Origin of the sequence: Dictyobacter kobayashii (assembly GCF_003967555.1) — a bacterium.
Classification (GTDB): Bacteria; Chloroflexota; Ktedonobacteria; order Ktedonobacterales; family Ktedonobacteraceae; genus Dictyobacter; species Dictyobacter kobayashii.
In genome coordinates, this window is the sequence record NZ_BIFS01000001.1 from 6,010,311 (window position 1) to 6,031,971 (window position 21,661).

Below are 21,661 nucleotides of genomic sequence, written 5' to 3' on the forward strand. Positions count from 1 at the left end.
TCCGGGCGTTGGTTTTTTGCTATTTTCTTCCTCTCCTTGCCATTATTTTACTAGTGGTCAATTGACCAAAACATAGGTTAATTTCAAAGTGAAATATGAGCATCCCAGCAGAAAATGTGAGTACTTATGTTTCATGAATTTGAGAAATCGCTCCTGCTTTAGCAAAAGCTCAAACAAAGCGAGAAATAGGTAGTAAATGACCCGAAGAGTGAGCACCTTTTGCCCAAATGAGCAAGCAGTTGCCCCGAAGGGGTGAGCAGGAGTAATTTGATATCAAGAAAAGGCGCTTTCTATCTGCATTTGGTCATCGCCATTTTGTAAATAAGGGGTACATTCGAACAGAAAAAGGCTCTACTCGTTCACTACTGCCCAGATCATTTCGCGTCTAGCCCATCGCGGCTCTGTTGAAGTCGAGCGTGTTTTGCGGCGCTTGTGCGGTTTGAATTGGAGGTTTCCTTGTGTGGTGTGAGTGAACTGGTGCTGGTACAATCGGGACACTCCACAAGGGAAACGCCACTATCCAAAAACTGCTGAAGATCAATGGGAACCACTCCACAGAAGGCGCATTTCGACTGTGTGGCAGGGTGTTTCTGGCTTTCCAGGCGCTTCTGCGATACGTGCTCAGGTTCCGGAGAAAGCGTCTGGCTCTCCTTTTTCGCATCGACAGGCTTCGTCTCTGCTGGACTTTCAGACACTGTATCCTGATCATTGACACTCGGCCCTGCACCATCGATAATCCGAAAGGTATTACGTCGAAGCATGAGTAGCTCGGCAGCTTGCTCCAGCGCTTCTTCTTGCACATCGACCTTGCCTGCTTCGTAGGTCCTTTCCAGAGCCGCCGTCACCAATTTCATCAGATTATCCATCGTCACACGACCAGAGTTCGTCGGATCAAGAAGCGAGTGTGTGAGCCATGCATAGATAATTCCTGACCACTGGCGCAAGTTCAGTTGGGGAAACAGTTCCCGATACGCGATTTCCACCGTAGCCAGAACCTCATACACTTCTTCCGATGTGTGTCCTGCAATCCGACAGAATGGCTCTAATTTGTCCATGCGACGGCGGAATTGCAACCACATGGTCTCCGGCTGATCCAGGATTTCCTTCAGTGGGATCGTGGTTCCACGCCCGGCAGCGACCAGGCACAGGCCGATACGGTGATTGTATTGTAATCGTCCTTGATCGGTGACTTCCTTGAGGAACATTAAATGCTGGAGCGAGAGATCATGCGCATCATCTACCTGAGCGAGCAAGGCCGGTGAGGGAAGAGAAAGCACAAACGACTCTGGCGAGGAGCGTGGACGTGGGAGGGATTTTGCTTGCTCACGCACCGCCACCAAATCAGGATCTTTCTTGAGTCGGGCGATTTCCGTGCGCACTTGTTTGTAGGAAGGTAGCTGCACATCTGTTCCTGTTTGGGAAGAAAGGCGTGCCGTCACCTGATGCATTTCCGTATGCTCAGCAATGGCAACCATCGTGAGCCGCGTTGGGAGGAGAAAGAGTCGATGGATACACTCCTGAAATGCTGGGTGCATCGTCGTTTTGCGAACATAAGTCCCACGAGGAACACAGGCGATCTGACCCAGTTCACGGGTCCGCCGGACCATGCGCCCCAATGTTGAACGTGGAATACCTGTTTCTGTCGCTACCTTGGTTTGTTGTACCCCGGCCAGCACCTGCTCGACCGCCCGTACATTGCGATGAAAGCGCTCTTGCTGGGTATCGGAGAGAACAGAAGCATCAAAGGTTGAACCAGAAATAGAGGGAGATGTTTGAAGTTCGATGGATTGTGGGAGAACCTCTGCTTCTGGGAGAAGGGTTTCAGGGAGCGCATCAGGGGCAAGAAAAGGTGCACCAGGTGGTAACAGGGCTAGGGGAACTTTGCGATCAAGGGTGTGCATCTCCAGATTCACTAAGAGATGCCCTGCGGCTAGGCTGTCTCCCACGACCTTCCAGATGGTTGCTTCTACCAAATTCGCAGGCCATCGCGAAACAAGACGGCTCTCGATCTCTTCAACACTGGCAACCTCTCCCCAGGGCCAGATCTCTTGCAAAGCGACGGCGATCTCAGCAAAGGCAGGAAAAGGTCGACGCCTCGCATGCAAGAATACCAGATTGTAATGGCGCTGCCGGGTCAGCGTGCGCTCGGTTCCGAGCCAGAATACGCCTCGTTGGATGTGTGCCAGCCTTCGGGCAGCCTCGGCCTTTGCCAAGTTACGATCACCTCGTTTATCATCTTCCATGCCTGCTTCGGCAATAAAAGGCTTTCCTGATTGGAGCATCCCAACAGCATCGGGGAGGTAATAGTGAGATTTCCCTTCAAACGTGTATCCGATGGCAAATGGTGCATCCTTTGGAAGTGGTAATCGGTATGCACTCGCGAATGCCGGGCCAATGTCACCGCTATTAAGGACGGTGTATACTCGAGCCGGTGAAGAATTGACCGACCCCCAAGAAGGCGGTAGACTGAGGATATAAACACAACAATATTCTCAGGAGACCGACCATGCTTAGGAGTCAGACAGTGCTAACAATACACGATCTTTACACACAGGGGAAGAATGTACAGGAAATTGCTCAGGAGTTGGAGATCTCACGCACAACGGTACGCAAATACTTGAAACATCCCGAGGCGGTGATCCCGAAACCGCGTCCGGTGCGTCCCTCCAAGCTTGATCCATTTAAAGAACAGATCAAGAAGTGGGTCATGGAAGACCATTGCACCAATTGCGAGGTGATCTTCGAGCGGTTACAGAAGATGGGCTACACCGGCAGGATCAGTATCCTCAAGGAATACGTGCAGCCGCTGCGGGCTGCAGTGGCTGGCCACGCGCCCGTACAACGATACGAAACCAATCCAGGAGAGCAGGTTCAATTCGATTGGGGCGAGTTTGTATACGAGCATGAGGGTCAGATGCGTAAATTTTATGGATTTACGGCTATCCTTGGCTATTCACGCATGCGCTTTGTGACCTTTGTGAAGCGTTGCGACACACCCACGCTCATCCGCTGCTTAATGGAGGCATTTGAGTACTTTGGTGGCTTAACGAAGGTTGCGCTGACGGATCGCATGAAGAGCGTCCTCTTAGAAATGGAGGAGAACAAGCCGCGGTGGAATCCCCGCTTTGCCGATTTCATGGTTTCCATTGGAGTTGGCGCACGCGTCTGCAAGCCGTACACACCACAAACGAAGGGCAAAGTCGAGCGTACAGTCAGCCATGTCAAGAAGAGTTTATGGGGTGGGGTCACCTTTACCGATCTGGATGATCTCAATCGCCAGGCGCATGCGTGGTGCGAGCGTATCAACTCCCGTGTGCATCGCACGACCCATGCACGGCCCGTGGATCGCCTTGCCGAAGAGAAGCTGCTGCCCTTGCCCCAAGACTTTGCTTGGGAACGCTTCGCCACCGAAGAGCGCAAAGTCACCTGGGATGGCTACGTCTCCTACGATGGCGTGCTGTATGGGCTGCCAGGGACGCTGCAACTGGCAGGCAAACAGGTCCAGGTACGTGAGCGCAAGGGCTTGCTCACCGTCTGGTCGGCTGGCACTCAGGTGTTTGCTATCGAGAAGCGACCGCGCTCGCAAGAGAGCGTGCCGCACGCGGACCAGTGGAAGACCGTCGCCTCCGTCTCAGCTACCCGCCGTGCGCCCACGCCCTTAGGCCATTTGCAGCCTGCCCCGGACGTCGAAAGCCGTCCCCTCCAGGAGTATGATCAGTATTGTGGAGTCGTGACCATGCAGGAGGTGGTCGCATGAAGAAAGGAGTATACAAACAACTGAACTTAACGCACTTGGAAGCAGCACTGCCACACGTCCTAAATGCGGCCCGGCACGAGCAGTGGACCTATGAGATGTTGCTGGAACGAGCTCTGGCTGCGGAGTTAGATGGACGTGAGCAGAAGGCCATCGCTCGGCGGCTCAAAGCGGCGCGCATTCCTGGAAAAAAGACCTTGGATGGGTTCGATTTCTCCTTTCAGCCGACCCTTTCCGAACGGCGACTGCGGGAACTGGCGGATCTCTCGTTTGTGCGAACCTGTACCAATGTAGTCTTCCTCGGCCCTCCGGGGACAGGCAAAACACACTTGAGCTTGGCGTTGGCGGATCGAGCGCTCGCAGCAGGGCATTCCGTGTTGTTTACGACCCTGGCTGAGCTCGCACAGGCCCTGGAAAGTGCATCGCATCCTGGCCTCATGCGGCAGCGTCTGCGGCGCTATATCGCGCCCAGTCTGCTGGTCATCGACGAAGTCGGCTACACCAAGCTGTCACAGGAGCAGGCGCACCACTTCTTTGAGTTGGTGACGGCACGCTATGAGCATGGCTCGATCATCCTGACCTCCAACACGAGCTTTGCTCAATGGGGCGCTCTCCTGGGGGATGAAGTGCTTGCCACAGCACTGCTCGACAGGCTGCTTCACCATGCTGAGGTTATCCCCATTAATGGGCGCAGTTATCGCATGAAGGAGCGTCAGACCGAGCGTACGAGCCTCTCAGCCTCACCGGAAGTGGCTCTCAGCGCCACCGGCGGCAAATCTACCGGCGTTCGGTAAGCGGCGTTTGTGCGCCGGCGTTGGGATCACTTGATTCTGGCGCAGTTTGGTCGGCATTTGTTCGCCGGCGCTCATGGAATGTTGTTCTTTGGAGTTCGTTTCACTAGGGCGGCCAATTCTCAATCGGCTCGTGATTACACCGGCCTTGACACCGCGAGCATAACTGACCACTTGAGGGTTGTATTCAAGCCACATGAGGAGACGTTCTTCCAACTGACTACAGAACGGTTGACGGATGGGGGAGAGTGCACCCATTTTGAAACTGGGAATCCATCCGGAAATGGAGCGGCCTGCGATTTTAAACAGATCAATACCATCAACAGCCGGTGTAACCATCAGCATAATTCCTCAAAGGTGAATTTGCCCTGACCTACAATAGGAGATTCGGTCGTTGGCCACTCATGCACGTGAGATCCTCGACTGCTAGCTCTGCGGCTTGTCGTAGTTCATCAACCAGGTGACACCGAACTGGTCGGTGCAATGGGCAACGATGGCACCCCAGCCGCTGTCGGTCGGCGCAAACACCTCTTTGCCACCGTCCACTAGCTTGGCGTAGAAATCTCGCAACTGTTCCTCGCTATCACAATTCAGCACCAGGCTGGAACCGTTACTGCTCTCCAACCCAGCCTGACCGCTTTGAAGGTCGCTGCCCATAAAGTGAATACCACCAGATTGGAAGTCCAGGTGTATCACGCGCTCACCCTCAAGCTGTACCTCGGCATCGCCACCGAAAACGCCCTTGTAAAACGTGGTCGCCTCCTGGCTATTCTTCGCGAAATTGATGTACGGTACAATGTTTGCCATAGTCTTTCCTTCTCATTTGTACAGTGAAGAATCAAGAAGTATTTACAACTCTAGGAAGAGTATACCAAATGAGAAGCGGTTTCTCTAGTCATGGAAGTTCTAATGCTCACTCTTTTGAGCAAAAACTCGCTCTTTTGGGCAAAAGCTGCTCACTTTTCGGGTCATTTACTAATAGGCCTTAGCTATCACATTTTTAGTTTTCACTTCTTAATTGTGTTAGGTTATCTCGTATGCTTTTTGTAAAGGGTATACATTCCTAGCTCGCAATAAAACTTCGCCTGGATATCTAAGCTATCCGCGGTGTAAGGATTTTTTTCTCACCAGATCGGGTCAACCTCAGTTCAGTCTTATAAATTCGCGTTGGATATCGAAAGACTCAACAAAGATCACGTGTGTCAGGTAGGAAAGAACAGAACTTTAGTAGGGGACACATCGCGCCTTCAGACGGGCTTTATTTCACTTTTATCTTGGTATGCTTGTGATGTCAAATCTTCTAAGAAAAAGAAAGAACCATTGTATGCAAGGAGGTTTCTATCATGAGTTCTCTCGAAAATTCCAGGCAGCACGAGCAAGCAACCCAGAGTTATCCTTTGATCACCAGGTTTCTGCTCTGGGCTGGCGCGGTTGGACCAGTGTTCTTTGTTGTTGTGCTCTTGATCGAAGGGGTCACACGCCCTGGCTATAGCGCCTGGCGTACCTTTGGCAGTTTATTGAGTCTGGGTGACCAGGGATGGATGCAAATCACCAATTTTATTGTCTGCGGCGTGCTTGCCCTCGGCTTTGGCATTGGGCTGCGGCAGGTGCTTCATTCAGGCAAAGGGGCGGTCTGGGGGCCAATTCTGCTGGGTCTCTGGGGTCTGCTGCTAATCATCGCTGGCATTTTTGTTACTGATCCAGGTCAAGGTTACCCTGTTGGAGTCACACCACTGGCCTCTCCAACGGAGCATGGCATCATCCACGCACTCTCTGGCCTGGCGATTTTCATTGTCCTGCCTATCGCCGCCTTTGTCATGATCAGGCGCTTTGCGAGCGATCCGACGTGGCGCGGCTGGGCACTCTACTCCCTGCTCACTGGCGTCATCATGATCGTGTCGTTTTTTCTCTCACAACTGCCTGGCGACTATGCCATCGCGGGCCTGCTCCAGCGCATTGGGATTATTGCAGGCTGGTTCTGGGTCTCGCTGTTTGCAATTACCCTCTTGCGAAGAGGGCGCGCGCCCGAAGTGATGGCACATTCCACCTCTCGCTAAATCTCGCCGGAACCATCATGGAGTACAGCGAAGACCCTGACGAAATTGAGCAGGGTCTTCACTGTACTCCATGATGGTTCCGCGCAGCATGTATTCTGTACTGGCCTCCCAATTTACAAAAATGGTGTAAAACAACCCGCCTCTGGAACGATTTCGCCAGACTCTCAATAGTCGATTCTCACCAATCGCGCCAAAATCCTACATGTCACTTCAAAAATTGCCGGTGGCCAGGGATATGCAAAATATACCATGGTTTTTTCTCAAGGCATTTTTACCCCGACCAAAGTCTCTCCCCAAACAGGCCGCCAGACGCGTAGGAAAAATCAGTTTCCCGCATATGCTTTAGACAGTTCTTGATGGACCACTGGAAATTTGAAACGAACTCTATCGATAAGAAGGAGCTAAAAGTATATGGATACAATGCCTGACAACGAGAACCCTTCAGTGGATATGACTCAAAATAACGAAACCGCGACAACAAAGAAAATAGAACACAAAGTCGTTATGGAGGTGCAGAACATCACCAAAGGCCTACCACTTGGCCGTGATCATATCGAAATTCTTAAGGGGATCAGCTTCCAGATTGCGAGCAGCGAATTCGTCTCTATAGTTGGGCCGTCCGGTTCAGGCAAAAGCACGCTGCTCGGCATCATCGCAGGCCTCGACAATCCTGATACAGGTCAGGTTTTGATCGGTGGGATCGACATTACGCGCATGACGGAAGGTAAGTTGGCGGCGGTACGTAACAGCAAGATCGGCATGGTCTTCCAGGCTTTCAATCTAATCCCTACCTTGACCGCACAGGAAAACGTTGAGGTTCCGCTCTATGTCGGCAGGCACAAAGGTTCTCCATCGGCTCGGGCGCGGGAATTGCTGACCCTGGTCGGACTGGAACATCGGCTCAATCATCGTCCCAATCAGCTCTCCGGGGCGAGCAGCAGCGCGTAGCCATTGCACGGGCGCTGACCACCAATCCCGATCTGGTTATCGCGGATGAGCCAACCGGCAATCTCGATGCCCGTAATGGAGAAAATGTGCTCAAATTGATTACCGAGCTACGGGACCAGACCGGCAAGACCTTTATCATTGCTACCCATGACCCATTGTCGCTTCGCATGCTGATCGCGCTATTCGTATCGTCGATGGTAAGGTGGCTGAACTCGACACCTCTCACGGCAGAATCACGCAGTAACATTCATGAGATGAAAGGATAGATCACTATGAAGACTTCTATGTACTTCAACTATACGTCACGTTCGCTGCTCCGTGGTGGGCAGCGAACAATCCTGGCCATCTTCTGTGTCGCCGTGGGTGTGCTGGCCGTCGTGGCCTTGCAACTCGCTGGTTTCATGCTGCAAAGCTCGCTCACCAGCGATATGCGCTCGTCTAATGGAGGCGACATCTCTCTTAACGCGCAGAGCGCCCCACTCACGCAGCAAGACCTGACCTTTTTTGACCAGCTTAAAAGCGCTGGCACTATTCATAACTATACCGCCGTCATCGGCGTGACAGGTGGTTTGAAAGCTGCCACCTCGCCACTGCAATCCTTCAGTGTAGAAGTTGTCGATCCCAACGATTACCCCCTTGCATCACAGCCATCATTCGTCAATCCTTCCAACGGAAGTGTCACAAACCTGCTCAGCAACGACAAGGTGATTGTCTCGCAGAACTTCCTCGATAAGTATCACAAAAAGGTCGGAGATACCTTTGATATCTACATTAAGGCCCAGGCAGGTTCAGGCGCGACCCTGCATGTTACGCTGGCCGGTGTTGTGGCCAATCAAGGCGTGTTTTCGCAGGCCGGAAATCTCCTGCTCATCTCACAGAAGGACTACCAGACCAAGGCGCCCGCTCTCCCAGCCGTCTATAGCGCAATCTATATCACAACCACCAATCAGACTCATACTGACAGCGCCGTGAAAGCTATTAACAGGCATTTCCCTCTTGTCTCGACACAGACGGTCGCTGATGCGCTAAAAGCTCAGCAGTCTTCGCTTGACAATATCAACTACTTTTTAGAGATTGCCGGCCTGCTTGCCCTGCTGATTGGCGGCGTTGGTATCGTCAACACGATGCAGGTCTTGCTCTCACGCCGCAAAACCGAGATTGCCATGCTTAAAACGGCCGGGTATCGGCGCGTGGATCTCTATATGCTCTTTGGGCTGGAAGCTGGACTGCTCGGTCTGCTGGGTGGCATCGTAGGTGTGGTGGCGGCGGCGGCCATCAGCTACGGCGTACGCGATCTGATGCAAAATCTCGGTTTCAATGTTGTGTTCGCGCTGGACTCCTGGACGCTGGCTAGTGGAGTAGTGATCGGCTTCGCAACCGCACTGATCTTCGGCTTAATGCCTATTGTCCAGGCTGCCAATACCCGTCCATTGAATGTGATCCGCGAAATTCCTGAAAACCACCGGGCGAGCAGTTTAGCCCTGAGCATCTTCCTGCTGCTGCTGCTCTCGATCCTGTTCTGCTTGCTCTCAATTGTGATCTTGCATAACGATGTGCTGCTGGGTGTAGAGGTTGTCTATGGGGCCTTCGCCTTCCTGCTGCTGCTGAGCCTGTTCCTGTCCCTGATCGTCCTTGTGACCAGCAAACTGCCAGTACCCGAGCGTTTTAACCTCAAGTTTCTGGGTTTGATCCTGGCCAGCGTAGCCATTGCAGCGCTCACCTTCGTTGTGCTGCCACCGTTCGGGATAATCCTGTTCGTGGCTTCATTCATAGGGCTGGCCTCTGCGTTCTTGCCGCGCAGTTTGAAGGTCAGCACCAAGATGGCCCTGCGCAATATTGGTCGCCGCCGTGCCCGTACGATTACCACTATGCTGGCCCTGTTCATCGGTGTCTTTTCCATCGGGCTGGTGCTGGCGCTGGGGCAGAACCTTGAGTCGCAGATCAGCGATGTTTTCACGCTGAAGATCAACTATAACGTGATCGCCGTTACGACTGGAACCGATACCATGACACTGAAAAAACAACTGGGCACCATTCCAGGTCTCAGTAAAAGTACTGCCGATACCTTTACACAACTCGTGCCAGTTGCGCTTAATGATCAACCTTTGCGGCAAACGCTGTCCACAAATACTGATCGTCAGACTATTATGAATCTTTTGAGCAACATGGAGGGGTACGATCTCACGCAAACTACTCCAGATGTGCAGATTGCCCAGGGGCGCAATTTGAATGCCAGCGATGCCGGGACTGATAATGTGGTGATCCATCCGCAGTTAACCGGCTCTGGTAGCCTGCATATGAATATGAAACCAGGTGATACCATCACCGTTGCCAGTCTGGATGGCCAAACACGCAAAACACTTACCGTCGTTGGAGTCTATGCAGGCGATATCTTTACCAGCCACATTGGCAATATAGTCGCCACTGCCGATACCGTCAAAGCGCTCAGCGCGGCAAAAGTTGGCGTCGCCACTGCTACATACCTCAAGATCGATCCGGCCCAGACTGATCACGCGCTGGACAAACTGGGCACAATTGTTCCCAACGCAACCGTTCAAAATCTGGCTGATATAGGCGTCGGTTTAGCTCAGCAGCTGAACAGTCTGCTGGATGTGCTGGTGGCGGTAGCCTCACTCTCAATGCTGGCTGGTGTGCTGATCATCGCCAATGCAGTTGCGCTCGCCATGCTGGAACGCAGGCGTGAACTGGGCATCCTCAAATCAGTAGGCTATACCAGCGGGACCGTTTTGAGTGAAGTGATGATTGAGAATGGCATTATCGGCGCGGTTGGAGCATTCCTGGCTATGCTGCTGGCTACCGGCGCGGTCAGAATCATCGGGAGCGTGTTGTTCAGCCTGACCCTCGACATGTCATCTGTGACAGCTATCGGCCTGATCGTTGGTTGTGCGCTGCTGGCGATAGTAACGGCAGTCCTGGTGGCCTGGGGTTCTGTACGTGTTCGCCCGTTAGAGGTTCTGCGCTACGAATAATTGGGTCAGCGGCAATTCCCATATAAAAGGGTCGGCGTAAAGGCATGCCGACCCTTTTATATGGTATACTACATAGAAAAAGTTTCTTGCCGCTAGTGATCGGAAAGACCGCTTTTATGAAACGCTTCACTCGACCTTTTCGTCAACTGCAAGGTAAATTGATGCTTTCATATACGCTGACTTCAGTGATAACCTTTCTGTTCATTGAAGTGCTGATTGTCGCCGGAGCGCTCGGCTCTGTCAGCTTGAATGTGCCCGCCTTTGTCATCAATGACCTACAACAAAAAGCGCCTCAAGCGGCCTCCTACTTTACCAACACCGCACCAGACGCGCCCGCGCTGACAACCTGGCTTGCTATCATGAGTGCCCAGGAAGCACGACAGGATCCTTTTCGTTACCACCCGATTTATTTTGCAGCGCTTGATACTCAGGGGATGGTTCTGGCCTCTGCTGGGACACAGCCGCTACTCGCACACACCTCTCTCCTGACGCAACTCACGGCGCAAGGTCGTGCTAATCTCTATGCAGTGCTACATGATGTGAATGGGAAGACTAGCCTCTCCAGTCAAGATGCGGATGGCACGCTGGTAGCGATCGCGCCAATTGTGGGAAGTGAGGGACATATCGAGGGCGCACTGGCCATGAAAATTGTCCAACCAGATCGCGGGCCACTGTTGGTGGCAGTTTTCTACCTGCTTGTCGTCATCACGGTTGTTATCACCGTCCTGGCTATCATCACCGGTACTGTCTCCAGCTATTTTACCGCGCGTGGTTTCACGAGACGCTTTAAAAGACTCTCTGCCGCCACCGGTCGCTGGAGCCATGGAGACTTTACCGCGCTCATTCACGACTCTTCAGAAGACGAGCTGGGACAGATGAGCCGCGAGCTTAATCTGATGGCCGAACAATTGCAGCATCTACTCTCCACGCGCCAGAAACTTGCGACTTTAGAAGAGCGTAATCGCCTGGCTCGCGACCTGCATGATAGCATCAAGCAGCAGATTTTCGCCCTCTCTATGCAAATAGGCGTAGCAAAGCGGTTACTGAAACAGGATAGCGTAGCTGTTGAGGCCCGGCTGGAAAGAATGGAAACGCTTGTACAGCAGGCCCAGCAAGAACTCACAACGCTGATCCGTGAATTGCGTCCAGTTGCCCTGGATGGCAAGGGGCTGGCCGTAGCCTTGCGTGAATTAACCGCCCAATGGGCACTGCAAACGGAGATCGTGGCAAACCTGCGCGCCAGGGATTTCCAGACCCTCTCGCTGACTGTCGAGGAGGCACTGTACCGAGTGGCGCAGGAAGCTTTATCCAATATCGCTCGCCATAGCAAAGCCACCCTTGTACAGCTCGACCTGGAGACCTCTGACGATATTGTCACGCTCTCCGTGCGCGATAATGGCCAGGGCTTTGCTATGACGCAGCAGACGCGTCTGGGCATTGGCCTGCTCTCCATGCAGGAACGTATGAAGGCTCTTGGGGGAGACGCTCACATCGAGAGTACGCGCGGAAAAGGCACTTGCATCGTGGCATATTGCAAATGCCTGGGCGTGGAGATGCACGAGCCCATGGCCGTTCCAGACAAAGATCCTGGCTCAAAGCCGGATAGTAATGCCAATTCCGTTCAGCAATAAGGAGTAGTGTGCATGGACAAGCTTTCTATTCTAATCGCCGACGACCATACGCTGGTGCGGCAAGGTATACAGGATTTTTTAGAGCTAGAGCCGGACCTGGTCGTTGTGGGGGAAGCCGACTCCGGTGAGAATGCCGTACGCATGGCGGCGGAACTCGCGCCCGATGTGATTCTCATGGATCTAGCAATGCCTGGTATTGGTGGAGTCGAGGCGACGCGCCAGGTCAAACAGGTCAGCCCGCATTCACAGATCATCATATTAACATCTTACCATGAAGATGAATATATTTTTCCTGCTTTCCGTGTCGGCGCGCTCTCTTATGTTTTAAAGGATATTCGCCCCGACGCCTTAGCCGACACCATACGCAAGGCCGCCCGTGGCGAATCGGTGCTGCATCCACGAGTGGCCGCGCGGGTCGTACAAGAGCTTCGAGGGACCAGGCAAGACGCGCCCAATCTCTTTACTGACCTGACTGACCGTGAATTGGATGTATTGCGTCTGATTGCCAATGGTCACTCCAATGCAGAGATTGCGCAGCAGCTTATCATCAGCGAGAAAACGGTCAAGGGCCACGTCAGCAACATTCTCAGCAAACTCCATATGATGGATCGCACACAGGCAGCTATTTTTGCCTGGCAAGAAGGATTAGTTACCCGCCGCGATTCTTAACCTTCGCGAAACGAGCAGGCGCTCTGCGCAAAGAAAATAAGTGTATAAGTTTCTGCCTGAAAAGGTTGTGTTGCAAGAATGAAGGTGCGATGATAAACTCTTCTTTAGAATCGCCACCAGGATGATCGTTGTATTTCCTCTTGTCAGAATGGTTCATGCGCACTTTGTGTGGGAGCTCAAAGGTGATAAAATAGGGGAAGTTTTTTCACTGTTGTCTTCCCCTTTTCATGAAAGTACCAATGGATCTTCTCACAAGCGTCTTGTTTCCTGATAACCCTGATGTGATCATCGAAGATGTGACCATTGAGGACCATGTGTTGATCTTTTCTCTCCGATCAACCCGATTATGCGCAGAGTGCCCAGTATGTGGTTGTTCATCAACCAAAGTGCATGGTTCTTATGGGCGCAAGCCAGCGGATTTGCCTTGCCTGACCTCCTCTGTCCGTTTACACCTCCATGTTCGCCGTTTCTTATGCCAAAATAACCAGTGTGAGCGCAAAACGTTTGCAGAGCCATTTGCTGGACTCGTCGTGGCCTATGCCCGAAGAACCCTTCGCCAAGCCCATGTGTTGCGAGAACTGGCTTTCAGCCTTGGAGGCAAGCCGGGAGCTCACATGGCAGCGACACTTGTATGTCAAGTAAGCCGTGATACCTTATTACGTTTGCTTCGACGATCACCTTTGCCTCCAGCTCCTGTTCCTCAGGTCCTTGGCATTGATGACTGGGCGTGGAGACGAGGGCATACCTATGGAACGATCCTCATCGATCTCCAGCGCCATCAGCCAGTGGATCTGTTGCCGGATCGGGAAGCGGAGACCCTGGCAAACTGGTTGCGCGAGCACCCTGGGGTACAAATTGCCAGCCGTGATCGTGGGGGGAATTATGCAGAAGGGCTTCGCAAAGGTGCACCAGGCGCCATTCAGGTAGCCGACCGTTTCCATCTGCTGAAAAATCTGGGTGATGCTGTCCAGGGTCTGCTCACTCGTCATCTTCTTGCTTTTCGCCGGAAGCCTGCTGCTAAAGTTTCACAAGAAGGGAACCAAAAGCAGAAAGCAGGCCCTCCCATCAAACAGCCCCTCAAGGTCACTCCCGAACTCGCAGCTATTCGAGTGGTGAGAGAAGAGGAACGGTTGGCTCGCTATGAACAGGTCATCACGCTGCGAGAGCAAGGATGGTCTCATCAAGCCATAGCAGATCGTCTTGGCATGGGCTCCAGCACAGTTCAGAGTTGGTTGGCAGCAGGACACTTTCCCAAACGTAAATCCCGTCAACAGTCGAGTAAACTTGATCATTTTCTTCCTTATCTCCAGCAAAGAAGAGCTCAAGGATGTTTCAATATGGTCCAGCTTCATCAAGAAATTCGGGGAAAGAGGATATCGGGGGTCATATGAGGCAATGAGGCATATTCTTTTGCGTGTGTTCCCAAAAGAACAGAAATGGCAACGCATTCCCTCCGGGAAAGATGAGCAGCCTCATTTGGTTCTCTCCCCGCGAGAGGCCAGGTGGCTTTTTCTTCGTCGACCTGAGAAGCTGACAGCAAAAGAACAACACTCGCTTGAACACCTGTGTCAAATCCATGAAGAAGTCGCTCTGGCCTACCAACTCGTCCAGCAATTTGCCGAGATGCTGCGCACGCGCTCTGGAGGCCAGCTTGATGCCTGGCTGGATGCCGTCCTTGCAACGTCTCTGGCAGATCTTCATTCCTTTGCCAAAGGCATCAAATCAGACATTGAGGCAGTTGAAGCGGGCTTGATTCTGCCCTGGAGCAACGGCATGGTTGAGGGCCAAGTGAATCGACTCAAGCTGATCAAACGACAAATGTATGGACGAGCTCATTTTGATTTGCTCCGTTTGCGAGTTCTTCATCACGATGTGTCTTCCCACACAAAGTGCGCATGAACCGCCCAGTGTTGGGATTTACATCTTACTGTGAGCGAAGTAGCAAAAATATTATGTGTCGATGATACGACGGTTCGCCGTTGGATTGAAGAAGGTGTTTTAGAAGCAATTGTCTTCCCAAGATAGGCTCACGTAACCACTATCGTATTCATAAAAAAGTGCTTGAACGCATTGTAGGCGAACCATTATAAAACATGTGTTCAGCTATCAATGAAGGGTGTCGTCACTTCCAAATAGTGACGACACCCTTCATATTTCCGATTATGGGCGAGGAGTTTCTTGCTCCTCACCCCACACTTCTTTGATCAAAAAAAAGGAAGGAGGGTCACGATGGGGGTCGGGCATCCAACCATATTTCATGCACCACTGTTCAATGATAGGATTCGACACCCTTTGAATATACGTCATAGGGTAAGGATGATGCTGGCGTGCCCTGGTCACAAATGAACGGAACACTCCCTTTCCCTGATAACCTTCCGCTATTCTAATGGATGCAATGTCTAGACATGTTATTTCGTTATAACTACGAGTGTTGCGATACGATCAGCAACTCTATGGCTTAAGATTTTATGTCACCACAAGCCCATGCTGCTAATGCAAGGATTCCAAGACCATCGATACTACTTTGCGGCCGGTGGCAGTAACCTTAACTCCACCTCTAAAAATTCATCGCCATCTTTCAACGCCTTGAGGAGCCTTTTTTCATAGCAACAAAAATGAGAACAATTGCAATGAGTGTCACAGAAGCTAATATAAGCGATGTTATCCCTTTTCCTGTTGTTAAGAAAACATACAAAAAGTAGGCTAAAGAAGCCAAAACAAGGCATCCGCAAAATATTAATAAATAAAGTCTAAACAAACCATTATCCTTCTAGCTATTATTCGCAAGAATATATCTAACCATAGATTTTCTTGGAGTAAAGGATACAATGCTCTCCTTAAAAATCTCACTTTGTTTAGATATATTCTTGTAAAATATCGTTATTACTTGCCCTGACAATTCTGGGTACAGCCACCCTAAACGGTGAAAGAAATAAGGAGGCTTGAAAAATGACGCGTTGTACGGCATGCTTTTCTTGTCATGGAAAAACACAAAGAGCCGATGGACGCGTCCCTCCAATTTTGCCCCAATCTGGCGTGTCCTGCAAGAGGCCAATCAGGGCAAACAACCATTGTGGTTCACGATCGTCAACGTGAGCGCTATCGCTGTAGAGTCTGCAAAAAAACGTTTACCTCGCGAACCGGAACAATATTCGAAGGGCTTCGTAAGCCCAGCGAGTTGTGTAAAGTACCCAGTAAAAGGGTTTTCCCGCACAAATAGTGCTCAGCAATAACAGGAACTGCAACCGTCCTTCGTAAAAAGAAAGAGAGACATATTTTTACAGACAAGGATGTTTTCCAATGGTTGCTCTTCCTTTTTCACTTGCTGATCTTCTGATCACGGATATTACTTCTACCAATAATCATATACGTGTTACTGCCACATCACAGCAGGCGACGGCAATCTGTCCCTCCTGCCAACATACTTCTTCTCGTGTTCATAGTTGGTATCAACGTTGTCCCTACGATCTTCCCATGAGCGGGAACGCGGTCCAACTGAGGTTACGGGTCCGACGCTTGAGGCCATGCCGAGTTCTGTGTAATAGAGAAACTTTCCCAAACAGTGTAATTGAAGACAATAATACAGGCATAGATAATCTCTTTAAACAAGTCCTTCATTTCTTGAAAAGGAGAAAGTTATGCCTGTTGACAAGAAAAAGCGTACCACATCGAACACAGATCTCTCAATGTCGAAACCAGAGACACCATCACTCCCAGACCAACACGCCTTCCATGAGCATTTACGTGCTCTCACGCGCAGCGCCGTACGTGTCGTCATCGAAGAGGTGATGCGTGAGGAACTGGAGCAATTTCTCGGTGCCGCTTGGGGAGAGAGTACACCCGAGCGGAAAGGGTATCGCAATGGAACCTACACCCGAGATTTGGCAACCTCCTCGGGTCCCATTGAAGACCTTCGGGTGCCCAGAGATCGTGACGGAGACTTTCATACGCAGGTCTTCGATCGCTACAGTCGCTATGAACCTCACATCGCAGAGGGTTTGACGCAGATGTTCGTGGCAGGAGTCAGTACCCAAAAGGTGGGTGAAGTCGCAGAGACGTTGACGGGAGTCGCTCCCAGTGCGGGTAGCGTGAGTCGTCTCAATCACACGTTGACGCACCAATTTGACGCCTGGCGTGAGCGACCGCTCCAAGAGCACTGGCGGATCTTGTATCTCGACGGAGTGTATTTCACGGCACGCCATGGAGACCAAACCGATTCGACCGTCCTGCTTACAGCCCTTGGAGTGGATCTGGAAGGCAACAAAGAAGTCCTCGCCTTGCGTGCATGTGCTGAGGAAAGTAAAGATGGCTGGAGTTGTCTGCTCCATGATGTGCGTCAGCGTGGGGCAACGCAGATCGACTTGATCGTCACCGATGGACATGAAGGCATCCTTTCATCTGTTGCCGCGCTCTTTGCGGCCACTCCTCGACAGCGCTGTGTGGTCCATAAACAGCGCAATGTGATGAATGCGATTCCTCATCGTGAGAGAAAAGAGGTGAGTACAGAACTCTCAGGTATCTTCAAACAAGAGAAGAAAGAAGATGCTGTGCTCAACTTGACCGCGTTCAAAGCAAAGTATCAGAAGCGCTATCCCGAAGCCATACGTAGCCTCTGTGAAGATGAAGAGCATCTTCTGACCTATTACGACTTTCCACTGGTGATGCATCGGTACATCCGCACGACCAACGCGATTGAAAGCTTTTTCAGCAATGTGCGACAACGGACAGATCAGATTGACGCCTTCACGACGGAAACATCGTGTCTCACGATTGTGTGGGCAACCATGCAGGACATTCATTTGCCAAGAATTCCCGTCAGCTAAACGCTGATTATTGCTTGGTCCATTGAAGAAACCAACCAGTATTTCAGGGTTGGTCAATGCGAATATCTTTCTTTTTTTGTGATCTTGTGTACAAGACATTCGTTTGCGCTCAAATCGTCAACTTTTCCCCCTCTTTGCTTCCTTGCTTAGACATTTTAAGAGGCTTCTACGATAACGCTTTTTTCATTCCACACAATACGGTATGGTGTCTTTTTGTGTGCGGCAAATATGTCGCTGCACCGTCATAAATGAAGAGCGAGGGCAGAGAGGGATGCGGTCTTGGATGAGATGGCGCAGATCAGTCAGGAAGCGGGAGAATATGAGGCCCAGAAAGGATGGCATGATGGGGAAAGAGGTGTTCTACGAGGAGATTGTGATTTTTCACCAGTGGCTGTAAACCCCTGGTGATATTCCATTCCCACGGAATTTGTGTTTGTGGCAGGATGCCAATTCCTTCAAGTTACGTCCTGTTGTGGAAGAGTTGACCAGGGAAGAATTTGGAAGATGGGTGATCTTCCGAGCGAAAGCAATGGCGCATCTCAACGAGCGGTTTCTGGCTGATCCTGAGTGTGTGAGCGTGTACCGAAGAAGAGCACAAGAGATCGTGGATGAACGAGCACAGATGGGCTAGCAAGCAGGAGGAGAGAAGTCCTGTCCATGTGTATTGATGAGAGAGGCACACATTTGATGAATAGTGCATCGTATGATGAACAGAGGGGAAGCGAAAACGGAGATGGAGAGAAAGGAATTTGGAGAGCCGGTGCAGACGGCGACGGCTGATCGCCTATGTGGACGTGCGCCGTGGGAAGGGATCACCGATGCCGGAGAACGCTTTCCCTTCGGTGCGCAGGCCTCGCTCGTGGAAGTGCTCCAGGGAGTGCCGCAGCTGGGGATACAAACCAGGTGCGGCTGTGGTTGTGTGGGGAGCTGCCGACGGATGCCAGTGGCTCCTACGAAGCTGGGTGCTGGCCAAAGAGCTACGCCAGCGCTACACGACGGGCGCGCGCGGCCACTATCTCTCTGATGAGCGTCCGGAGGAGACGGTGGCCCGGTACCGACGGCGCGGCAGCGAACAGGAGATTGAGATCCGGCATGTGTTTTCCTGGTTCGGGACCGAGTGTAGCGCCACCGAAGCCCATTGTTGTCGATAAAAGAAAAGGGGCTCTGCGCCACAAAAAGTGAGCCTGGTTGCTGAAGGAGAGAAAAAGACTTCGGTGAAGCGTGAGTCAGTGCTATCTGGTGCTTTCAGGAGAGGACGAGCGCTATCAGAAACTACGCTTGAGAAAGCACACGTAGGCGCAATACGTCGAAATTTGCACGTCCATAGACCATGCGTTTTTGCAGTTTAAGCCTGGCTACTTGCCGTAGAGTAGGTGGCTAGCGCGTTTCCTTTTTCGGGTACGTTTCCAACCACCCCTCTCCGAACCTGGCATGCACCTTTCAGCGCACCAGGCTCTCTAGCATCGTGCTATCTTGATGAACGTAACGAGTGTCGTCTCATCGGGCGTCCTGCATGGACGTCTTGATGACACGAGCGACAGAGGACCAGCGTCTTGCGCTGGCGAGCCGCCATTGATTTGCACCCATGCCGGTTTCTCGCGCCCATCATATTTCTTCAAGTCTTTTAAGGCCCGAATATGATGGACCTGGATGTGTTCGGTAGCACCACACATACTCACATGCCTGAGCAAGGAGCCGTTGTTCCAGTTCTGACCGGACATTCCAGATGCGCTGGCGTTGGTCATTGAGGGTTGCCTGGATGGTCCATTTCAGGGAAATGCCTCCCCATGTGGCTACGAGTGGCTTTTTCCCTTCTCGTTGCCTGACCACTTGAAGACCCTGGTAACGAGTCCCGTTGATGAGCAATGTCGTGCGATATTTTCGGTAGACTTGTGGAACTGAGATTTGAAACTTCGCGGCAGTGTTTTCACCAGCGATTGTTGCATCACCCATTTCCACTTGCCCAAGTTGGTCAGGTTGTAGGCCAGCCGATAGTAGTTGACCACGCCGCGATACTCGCTTTGATAGGTATTCAAGATCGTAAAATCACTTTCTTGATACAACTCTGGCCGATGTTTCACTTTGTGGCCGCGCATGAGGTTGCGACATTTTTCTTCGATCACATCTTCGGGTACCCGTAGTCCAATTTTTCCATTGAGGCTTCTCTGGTCTCTTTCGTCCCGTTGCGTATCTTCATGGATGGTATGGATATGGTAGCCAAGAAATCGTGCTTTCTCCGTACGCGCATGCGTGATGAGGGTTTTCTCTTCTGACAATTCGAGCTTGAGGTGATCGCGCAAGAATGCTGCCAGTTGTCGTTTGATTTCTTCCGCCTCGGCTCGCGAACCGATAAATCCAAGCAGGATATCGTCAGCATAGCGACAGTATCTGAGGCGGCGGTAGTCGTGATCATTAGGGTCGTAGGCAGGCAGGGTCTGGGCCTGCTTCCTCCATTGCTTCGCCTCCGCATAATTTCCCTCCTTTCTCAGACGGTAGGCTTTGGCAAGCAGGTTAAAGTAGGCTCGATTTTTTCCGCCTGTGTTTCCCTGTGTGTGGGCTGGATGAGTGTCTCGTCACATACTTGTCCAATCGATGCAGGTAGATATTTGTCAGCACGGGGCTACAAATTGAGCCTTGAGAGTTCCACTGTAGGTTTGGTGAAACTTCCAGTCCTCCAAGTATCCTGCTTTGAGGAGGTTGCTGATGAGGCGGAGGAACCGCCCGTCCTGAATGCGTTCGCTCAATGTTTCTAACAAGATGGAGTGGTCCAAACTGGTAAAGCATTGGGCAATATCCCCCTCAATGAACCAGACCACGCCCACCCACGTCTGGTAAATCTCTCGTAAAAGCCGTATGGCATCCACGATCTGCTCGAAACCCATGCGATTGTGGCAGAAATCAGGTTCGTAGAATGCCTCTAGGATCATGCGAATGACTTCTTGGAGCAATTTGTCGGACCAGGACGGAAGCCCTAGAGGGCGTTTCTTCGTTGAGTGTTTCTTCTCAATGTAGACCCGCCGAACCGGCGTCCATCGATACCGCTCTTGGCGAACGGCATCAATGATGGCGTCGATCTTTTGCAGCGACATTCCGTCCACGGTCTCTTCCGTTGCGCCTTTGGTCATGGCTCCCGCATTGCGATAGATTCGGCCATAGGCGGTGAGGTACAGTTCCCGATTGAAGAGCAAGCGATACACTCGCTCCAATGGCAGTCCTTTTCTGCCTCGTTCACCAATGAGTCCTAAGATTGCCTGAGCATTTCGCATCTCGCGTACTTGCACTTTCTTGAACTCGACGATACCTCCCTGCTTCTCGTCGTCACTGAGAAGCTCTGGCTCTCTTTCAAGAGTTGCCCCTTCGCCCTGCGAGCGGTTTTCCCGCTCTCTGACTACTATGGGGGTCCGTGACCATAGTGTTTCCACCCGTAGGCCATCCCGCTTTTACGCTGATGAGACGTAGTAGTATGGTAGGTGCCCGTTCATTCCTTATCACACTCATTGTGTGTCACTCACCGGAGTAAGCGTTCCACATCCTCGAAGGTGATGTGTATTCCGGTGTCACCGCATCAGGTATGCTGCGATGGGCGGTCCAAAACGCCGTCGGAACTTGGGTTCAACAAACTCAGTTTCACCGTACATACAGGACTTGCGGGACAGACGACCCTACATACCTTCAGGCTTTCCCGCGTTAGAAGCATGCTATTGTCCTCTTTGGTTTCCCCTCTAAGTAAGCTCTTGTCCTAAAGGTTCATTGCTTACAACCTTTCTCTCCTGTGGGGAGAATCTCACCAGCACCGAAACGGCGCACCTTCGACCTGACCATTACTCCACTTTGAAAAGAAGGCTGCATGTACTGCTGCATAATCGCGGCGAATCCCGGAAGCAAAACGCTTGAGCTCGGCAATATCACTCTGTTCAGCAGTCGCAAGACATTCGTCAAATCCGCGCCTCTCTGTCAGAGAAGCATCGAAACAAATTGCTGAGCGAGTGATAGACGTT

21 protein-coding genes and 1 pseudogene are annotated in these 21,661 nt (G+C 51.7%); 15 read left to right on the forward strand and 7 right to left on the reverse strand.

The window, feature by feature from the left end; translation table 11 throughout:
• Positions 1-374: 374 nt before the first annotated feature.
• On the reverse strand, positions 375-2,213 hold the full coding sequence (locus tag EL645_RS26800) for a hypothetical protein (RefSeq protein ID WP_126553912.1): 1,839 nt from the start codon (positions 2,211-2,213) through the stop codon (positions 375-377).
• Between the two features lie 293 nt (positions 2,214-2,506).
• On the opposite strand from EL645_RS26800, the gene istA reads away from it, so the two are divergent.
• Positions 2,507-3,757, forward strand: a complete 1,251-nt coding sequence (gene istA / locus EL645_RS26805) for an IS21 family transposase (protein ID WP_126548761.1) — start codon at positions 2,507-2,509, stop codon at positions 3,755-3,757.
• The gene (istB, locus tag EL645_RS26810) at positions 3,754-4,548 is read left to right on the forward strand and encodes an IS21-like element helper ATPase IstB (RefSeq protein WP_126548762.1); all 795 of its coding nucleotides are present in this window, start codon (positions 3,754-3,756) and stop codon (positions 4,546-4,548) included. The genes istA and istB overlap by 4 nt, the downstream gene beginning before the upstream one ends.
• On the opposite strand, the gene EL645_RS26815 is transcribed toward istB, so the two are convergent.
• Positions 4,495-4,884 (reverse strand): hypothetical protein, encoded by a 390-nt coding sequence (locus EL645_RS26815; protein WP_126553914.1) that lies wholly within the window; start codon positions 4,882-4,884, stop codon positions 4,495-4,497. The two genes, istB and EL645_RS26815, sit on opposite strands and share 54 nt — an antisense overlap.
• An 87-nt stretch (positions 4,885-4,971) precedes the next feature.
• Positions 4,972-5,352 (reverse strand): VOC family protein, encoded by a 381-nt coding sequence (locus EL645_RS26820; RefSeq protein WP_126553916.1) that lies wholly within the window; start codon positions 5,350-5,352, stop codon positions 4,972-4,974.
• A 536-nt stretch (positions 5,353-5,888) separates the two neighbouring features.
• On the opposite strand from EL645_RS26820, the gene EL645_RS26825 reads away from it, so the two are divergent.
• The 13 genes and pseudogenes from EL645_RS26825 to EL645_RS26875 all read left to right on the forward strand — a co-directional run bounded on the left by EL645_RS26825 (position 5,889) and on the right by EL645_RS26875 (position 18,814).
• Positions 5,889-6,602, forward strand: coding sequence for a DUF998 domain-containing protein (locus tag EL645_RS26825; protein ID WP_126553918.1), 714 nt, complete (start codon positions 5,889-5,891; stop codon positions 6,600-6,602).
• 504 nt (positions 6,603-7,106) lie between these two features.
• Positions 7,107-7,546 (forward strand): annotated as a pseudogene (locus EL645_RS26830) (ABC transporter ATP-binding protein); the annotation flags it as partial.
• 90 nt (positions 7,547-7,636) lie between these two features.
• Positions 7,637-7,816, forward strand: coding sequence for a hypothetical protein (locus tag EL645_RS43150; protein ID WP_246035488.1), 180 nt, complete (start codon positions 7,637-7,639; stop codon positions 7,814-7,816).
• A 6-nt stretch (positions 7,817-7,822) separates the two neighbouring features.
• Positions 7,823-10,540 carry an ABC transporter permease gene (locus tag EL645_RS26835; RefSeq protein WP_126553919.1) on the forward strand — a complete coding sequence of 906 codons (2,718 nt, stop codon included), beginning with the start codon at positions 7,823-7,825 and terminating at the stop codon, positions 10,538-10,540.
• 116 nt (positions 10,541-10,656) lie between these two features.
• Positions 10,657-12,171, forward strand: a complete 1,515-nt coding sequence (locus tag EL645_RS26840) for a sensor histidine kinase (protein ID WP_161977718.1) — start codon at positions 10,657-10,659, stop codon at positions 12,169-12,171.
• A 12-nt stretch (positions 12,172-12,183) separates the two neighbouring features.
• Complete coding sequence (locus tag EL645_RS26845) at positions 12,184-12,840, forward strand: response regulator (RefSeq protein ID WP_126553923.1); 657 nt, start codon at positions 12,184-12,186, stop codon at positions 12,838-12,840.
• A gap of 239 nt (positions 12,841-13,079) precedes the next feature.
• The gene (locus EL645_RS26850; RefSeq protein WP_161977719.1) at positions 13,080-14,231 is read left to right on the forward strand and encodes an ISL3 family transposase; all 1,152 of its coding nucleotides are present in this window, start codon (positions 13,080-13,082) and stop codon (positions 14,229-14,231) included.
• Positions 14,232-14,235: 4 nt separating this feature from the next.
• Entirely contained in the window at positions 14,236-14,739 is a 504-nt protein-coding gene (locus EL645_RS26855; RefSeq protein WP_246035489.1) for a transposase, read from the forward strand.
• A 30-nt stretch (positions 14,740-14,769) separates the two neighbouring features.
• The gene (locus EL645_RS43155) at positions 14,770-14,865 is read left to right on the forward strand and encodes a MerR family transcriptional regulator (protein WP_246035490.1); all 96 of its coding nucleotides are present in this window, start codon (positions 14,770-14,772) and stop codon (positions 14,863-14,865) included.
• Between the two features lie 1,275 nt (positions 14,866-16,140).
• A complete protein-coding gene (locus EL645_RS45795) occupies positions 16,141-16,629 on the forward strand; it encodes a transposase family protein (protein ID WP_371865704.1) in 489 nt (162 codons plus the stop codon).
• Complete coding sequence (locus EL645_RS26865) at positions 16,527-17,663, forward strand: IS256 family transposase (protein WP_371865705.1); 1,137 nt, start codon at positions 16,527-16,529, stop codon at positions 17,661-17,663. The genes EL645_RS45795 and EL645_RS26865 overlap by 103 nt, the downstream gene beginning before the upstream one ends.
• Before the next feature lie 433 nt (positions 17,664-18,096).
• Positions 18,097-18,294, forward strand: a complete 198-nt coding sequence (locus tag EL645_RS26870; RefSeq protein WP_126553931.1) for a hypothetical protein — start codon at positions 18,097-18,099, stop codon at positions 18,292-18,294.
• A 118-nt stretch (positions 18,295-18,412) separates the two neighbouring features.
• Positions 18,413-18,814, forward strand: coding sequence for a hypothetical protein (locus EL645_RS26875; RefSeq protein WP_126553933.1), 402 nt, complete (start codon positions 18,413-18,415; stop codon positions 18,812-18,814).
• 306 nt (positions 18,815-19,120) lie between these two features.
• Here EL645_RS26875 and EL645_RS46250 read toward each other — a convergent pair whose 3' ends face one another.
• From EL645_RS46250 to EL645_RS26885, 4 genes are all read right to left on the reverse strand, one after another.
• Positions 19,121-19,408 (reverse strand): hypothetical protein, encoded by a 288-nt coding sequence (locus EL645_RS46250; RefSeq protein WP_246035491.1) that lies wholly within the window; start codon positions 19,406-19,408, stop codon positions 19,121-19,123.
• A 48-nt stretch (positions 19,409-19,456) separates the two neighbouring features.
• Positions 19,457-20,173, reverse strand: a complete 717-nt coding sequence (locus EL645_RS43165) for a group II intron reverse transcriptase/maturase (RefSeq protein ID WP_307720589.1) — start codon at positions 20,171-20,173, stop codon at positions 19,457-19,459.
• A 99-nt stretch (positions 20,174-20,272) separates the two neighbouring features.
• Positions 20,273-21,085, reverse strand: coding sequence for a reverse transcriptase/maturase family protein (locus EL645_RS43170; protein WP_246035492.1), 813 nt, complete (start codon positions 21,083-21,085; stop codon positions 20,273-20,275).
• A 362-nt stretch (positions 21,086-21,447) separates the two neighbouring features.
• The coding region (locus EL645_RS26885; RefSeq protein WP_136625299.1) for a transposase at positions 21,448-21,661 on the reverse strand (214 nt) is incomplete at its 5' end.